The sequence below is a fragment of the Intrasporangium sp. genome, from assembly GCF_036566125.1.
Taxonomy (GTDB): Bacteria; Actinomycetota; Actinomycetes; order Actinomycetales; family Dermatophilaceae; genus Intrasporangium.
In genome coordinates, this window is record NZ_DATCWX010000312.1 from 1 (window position 1) to 2,228 (window position 2,228).

At 71.2% G+C, this 2,228-nt stretch carries 3 protein-coding genes and 1 pseudogene; 1 reads left to right on the top strand and 3 read right to left on the bottom strand.

Annotation, left to right across the window (positions count from 1 at the left end; translation table 11 throughout):
• From VIR15_RS18875 to VIR15_RS18885, 3 genes are all read right to left on the bottom strand, one after another.
• Positions 1 to 357, bottom strand: a 357-nt coding sequence (locus tag VIR15_RS18875; protein ID WP_331930593.1) for a glycosyltransferase, incomplete at its 3' end; no start/stop codon positions are given.
• An 11-nt stretch (positions 358 to 368) separates the two neighbouring features.
• Entirely contained in the window at positions 369 to 1,268 is a 900-nt protein-coding gene (locus VIR15_RS18880) for a DUF5926 family protein (protein WP_331930595.1), read from the bottom strand.
• 107 nt (positions 1,269 to 1,375) lie between these two features.
• On the bottom strand, positions 1,376 to 1,825 hold the full coding sequence (locus tag VIR15_RS18885) for an ATP-binding protein (protein WP_331930597.1): 450 nt from the start codon (positions 1,823 to 1,825) through the stop codon (positions 1,376 to 1,378).
• A gap of 213 nt (positions 1,826 to 2,038) precedes the next feature.
• On the opposite strand from VIR15_RS18885, the pseudogene VIR15_RS18890 reads away from it, so the two are divergent.
• Positions 2,039 to 2,228: pseudogene (locus tag VIR15_RS18890) on the top strand (PadR family transcriptional regulator); the annotation flags it as partial.

Genomic DNA, 2,228 nt, shown 5'->3' on the forward strand with positions numbered 1-2,228 from the left:
GACGAGCACCCCGACCGCCTCGGCCGAGTCCTCGAGGTCGGCGTCCACGAAGAGCGCCGCTGCCCCCGACCCGACCCGTCCGACCCGCTGGAGCGCGGACATGCGGCCGAGGCCGCTCATCAGGGCCTCGGCCTTGCCGCGGTTGCGAGCATGCCGGACGACCTCGACCCCACGCTCCGCCGCGATCCGGCCCGTCCCGTCCCGCGACCCGTCGTCCACGACGATGACCGCTGCGATTCCGGGGATCCGGCGGACCGCACCGATGGTCGCTGCGATGCGGGCCGCCTCATCCTTGGCCGGGATGATGGCGACGACCGGCAGCGGGGTCGCCGACCCACCGCTTACGGAGCCGGGCATCGAGCGACCGCTCAGCGCAGCGTGACCTGGCGGTTCGTCAGTCCCGCTCGCGCCCCGCGCTCGGCCGCGGTGAGCGGCTCGGTGGAAGCCGCGGCCACGTCGATGCGCTCCCGCATGGTCGCCACGGCGTCATCGTGGCTCTCCGGCTCCGAGCCCGGGTCAACCTCCCATACCGGGATGAGCAGCCCGCTCGACCGGAAGCAGCCGAGCAGCCGACCGCCGTCGCCGTGCTCGGGCGTGAGCCTGGACGTGTCGGCCGCGTGAAGCCGGGCCAGGGCGCTGGTCGCGACGTCCTCGTCGTAGGGCAGGACCCACCGGACATAACAGCGCTCGCCGATCCGGCACCAGTAGGCCGAGGGCGCCGACGCGAGCTTGACCGTCGGGATGACGGACTCGTTGGCCCGCTCGAGCGACTGCTGCCCCTCGACGTCGAGCTCGGCGTCGTCCACCCAGAAGTCGAAGCCGTCGTGCAGCTCGATCTCGAATGGCGCGTCGACGTCGATGAGGTCCTGCAGCCGCGTCGTCTCCGCCGTGGACACCGGCAACGACTGGATCGGTGTGCCCGGCTCGGCGGCGATCGCCAGCTCGACCGCGTGGGCGATGTCGCGGCTCGTGTCACCACTGGCATTGCCCGACTGGATGCCGACCAGCACGTCGCCGTTGTTGCGGTGCAGCGCCGGCCAGGCGAGCGGCAGCACCGTCGCGATCGTGATCGACTCGGGTGCGCCCGCCGGTGCCTTGCCCTCTGCGAGGCGGACCGTGGCCGTCGCGGCAGGGACGATCTCGCGCATCGCGACCCAGTCCGTCTCACCGGGTAGCCCCTCGAAGGGACGCGCTACGAACGGCACGGGAGCCGGACGGGAGGTGCGAACGGTGCGGTCCGTGCGCGAACGCCGAGAAGCCTTACCCATGGGAGGCAACCCTAGTGGGTGGTCAGGTACGCACGTGAGCGCGCTCAGCGGCATACGACAGCAAAGACGTGAGCCGTATGCCGCTGGGCTCGCTCCGCGCGAAAGGCTCAGTGTGAGCGTCGCCGGGAGGGACCTCCGACGGAGGCCCACACGGTGCGGCCGTTGGGCTCCTCCAGGACGCCCCACTCGTGGGCGAGGGAGCGGACGATGCGCAGGCCCCGACCACCCGGCGCCCACGTCGTCGGCGGAGCGGGCCGTGGAACGGTGGGCCCGCCACCGTCGGTGACCTCGACCTCGACGACGTTGTTCTTGACCTTCCAGTGGACCCGGATCGCCCCGTCGGAGAGCGGCTTGGCATGGCGGATCGCGTTGGCGACGAGCTCGCTCACGACGATCTCGGCCTCTTCGACGACCTCGCCCGGGACCTCGCGGGCGGCGAGGTCGGCGACGAGCGTCTTGCGGATGTGTGGCGCCGCAGAGGGCGCCCAAGGGATGCGCACGGTCCTCTTCTCGTTCTGTGGCGCACCCCCGTCAGTATTGGGGCTGCCGTCCTGCATGGTCGGCACGCGAGTCCTCCTCCCTAGGGCCCAGTTGCCTCGGGCCCGGACACGCCTGACGGGTCGCTGCCGTTCTCTCGACGTTGATCAATGAAGCATCTCAGGGGTGTTACCCGCAAGGCTGCAGAGAAAAACCGTTGTTCGCAGCGCGTTACCGACATATCGTTGATGCATCGCGACTGATCGGAAGTCGCTCGACGACAGGGAGCTGACATGACTGGCAGCAACGAATCCGAGTGGGGCCACCGAGAGCGCGGCGGCTATGGGCCGCGCGGCCGACACGGTGGCCCGGGTGGCCATGGAGGCCGCGGTCGGGGCATGGGCGGACCGGACTGGGTGACCGGCTTCGGCGGGTGGGGCGGCGCCGAAGGTCCGTGGGGTGGCATGGGTCGCGGCCGGCCGG